At 56.5% G+C, this 2,361-nt stretch carries 1 protein-coding gene and 2 pseudogenes; 2 read left to right on the top strand and 1 reads right to left on the bottom strand.

From position 1 onward, the window contains the following. Positions 1–404: pseudogene (locus INT40_RS20855) on the top strand (hypothetical protein); the annotation flags it as partial. Between the two features lie 444 nt (positions 405–848). Here INT40_RS20855 and INT40_RS20850 read toward each other — a convergent pair. Next, positions 849–1,175 carry a CGNR zinc finger domain-containing protein gene (locus INT40_RS20850; protein ID WP_226831726.1) on the bottom strand — a complete coding sequence of 109 codons (327 nt, stop codon included), beginning with the start codon at positions 1,173–1,175 and terminating at the stop codon, positions 849–851. A gap of 261 nt (positions 1,176–1,436) precedes the next feature. Between INT40_RS20850 and INT40_RS20845 the strand changes: the two are divergent. Continuing rightward, positions 1,437–1,831, top strand: a pseudogene (locus tag INT40_RS20845) (hypothetical protein); the annotation flags it as partial. Positions 1,832–2,361: the final 530 nt, after the last annotated feature.

Genomic DNA, 2,361 nt, shown 5'->3' with positions numbered 1-2,361 from the left:
CATTGACACACCCACTGATCTACTGCTCAGTCACCACGCTTCATTCCGCAGAGCCACTAACGTTCGGCGCAGGCGGGTCCCTGGTAAGCGTCGCGTCACTCGGCGCACCAATGATGTCGGTGTGCGCGGTGATCACAATAGTCTCAGGGTTCAGCATCTGGGCGACGGTCACTGCTTACTTGATTGAATTGTTTCCCACTCGTCTCCGATCTACCGGGTACGGTGTGGCCTACTCGCTGCCGAGCATTATTCCTGCCTTTTATGCTTATTACATGGTGTGGTTGAGCGATCTCATACCGTTCAAGTACACTCCCACGATAATTATCGCGGTCGGTGCAGTTTTGATAATCCTAGGCTCAGCATCAATCAGAGACACCCGTCACGTCGACCTTGCTGAAGTTTGAATGATCAACAGTGGAAGTAGAGGAATTCGTTGACCGACGGGGCGTTCGGTTGGTCGGATCGTAGTTGATGATTGCCGCCAGGGTTTGGGGTGAGAGAGAATTCGTCATTCCCATCCAGCAATCACCGCCGTCTCTTGGGGGTGCACGATGTGTTGAGATGCGACAGTGGAGTGAACCGGTAGCAGTAGTACGGGAATCCATTAGCACGATTCGGAATCCTCGCTCCAGAATTCGTCGGTGTGCTTGTTAGTGCACCCTTCTCGTGAGTCTGGAACTAATATTGATAACTCAGCTTCCTCAGTTCGATGTCGGCTTACGACCTGGCCAAGTTTGCGCTGACGCTCCTCAAGTATGACTCTCAGCGCGCACCAGCAAGTGTCTCGAACTGGCAAGTGGCGAGCTAGCTTCATTAACATGATCTGTCTTTGGTTCTAACTTGCTGGACTATCTGTTCGAATCCAACGTACCGGTGGGGGTGGAAGCCGAAGCACTGCTTGACCGACCGAACCTATCGCCCTGACGGGCGCGTTGAGCATGAGCGCGTGCCTTGATCCTGTTTCCACAAGTGGTCATGGAACACCACTTTGCTGTGGCCGGCCGGGAGTGGTCAATGAGGAAGAGGTTGCACTCAGTGTTGGCACAGGCGCGGAGTCGACCTGGAAGCTGTTGAACCACGTGTGACCACGCCAGTACAACCCGGGCAGAGAGCCGCTCGTCAACTGGGGCATCGAGCTGCCATCGAATGCCATCAGGAGTGACCTCAGGTAGCATGACTGCCTTGTCGAGAGCCGAGGCAAGGCAGTCAGCTGCGTCGGGATCGCCCCGGATGATGTCCTGGAGGGCGTCGCGTGTTTGCTGCAGATGCAGAAGCTCCGACTTGGCACCGGTGCCACCGAGCCTTTTGGCCAACTCGCCACCTTCTCGGACAGCGAGCTGGTCTGTGGGGGAGCCGTCGACTATCGGTGCGCTATTCAGCACCGCGATTAACAGGTCTTCATCTTCCAACTTTGTCGCCTTCCGGTTCGTTACTGAGGTTACCCGCACTGCTTCCAAGATACAGAATTCACCCAAACCGCGATCGACCATTAGCTCACGCTGAATGCCTTCGAAGCGATGAACCAATGGACCCCCACAGGGTGACTTCAGCCTGCATGTGTTTCACCAGAACAACGAGCTCGCCGGTTACAGTTCAGTGCTGCACGCATTGAGTCTGACCGGCTCCAATGGTGATTGCGGGCTACGACTCAGCGCAGTCGTCATCGGCTTCGGTGCCACAGCACGAGGAGCATTCACTGCTCTCAAGCCGCAGGGACGTACCTGCGGACCGAAGATCTGGACGCCTTCACCCTGGAGGTATGTTGATCGCCATCTCATGTGACGAAGGTGTGGGCTTCGAATGGGCCAGACCCACCGGATTCGACGATCCGCCTGAATACTCGCTTCCTCGGGGTCCACCGATCGTATCTTTGGGGACCAGAGACTATTCGATGGTAGTATGAGCGCCCAATACACGTCATGGGGCCGACAATGGCGAAACGGTGACGGCAGAGTCGTCGCTTCTCTAGAGTGTGATCGCGTCAGCTTGTCTGTGCAGGCCGCGAATGCAGCTCGCGTCGCCTGGAATCTTTACAAGGCAGTTTGAAATGATGAGGTGGGCAAGCTGCTGTTCCAGGCGTGGTGGGCGCCAGAGTAACATGCGCTAAAGGGTCGGTAGCTTCGATTTGGGTGTGGTGGCACCGAAGAACGCCACTGCTGGCACCCGCAGGCAATATCGATGGTGCCCAACCGCACGATCGGGTGGTCCCCAAAGCTCCAAATACTCACCGCCGTCGGCAGCACCCAGTTCCCCAGCCGCTGCCCCTGCGTGGCCAGCAAGGCAGCGATGGAGGGGATGACCCCGGTACTAGGGATCCTTCTATGTTTGTCAAGCGGCGCTGAGTCGTGTCTCGTTGGCGTT

Source organism: Brevibacterium sp. FME17 (assembly GCF_014897515.1).
Lineage (GTDB): Bacteria > Actinomycetota > Actinomycetes > Actinomycetales > Brevibacteriaceae > Brevibacterium.
Note: the sequence above shows the minus strand (reverse complement) of the source record. Positions and strands in the feature narration are given on the sequence as shown.

What these genes read in the sequence shown, in the direction of transcription:
- INT40_RS20850 (WP_226831726.1), bottom strand. Translation starts at nt 1,175, where the DNA reads ATGCTACCTGAGGTCACTCCTGATGGCATTCGATGGCAGCTCGATGCC.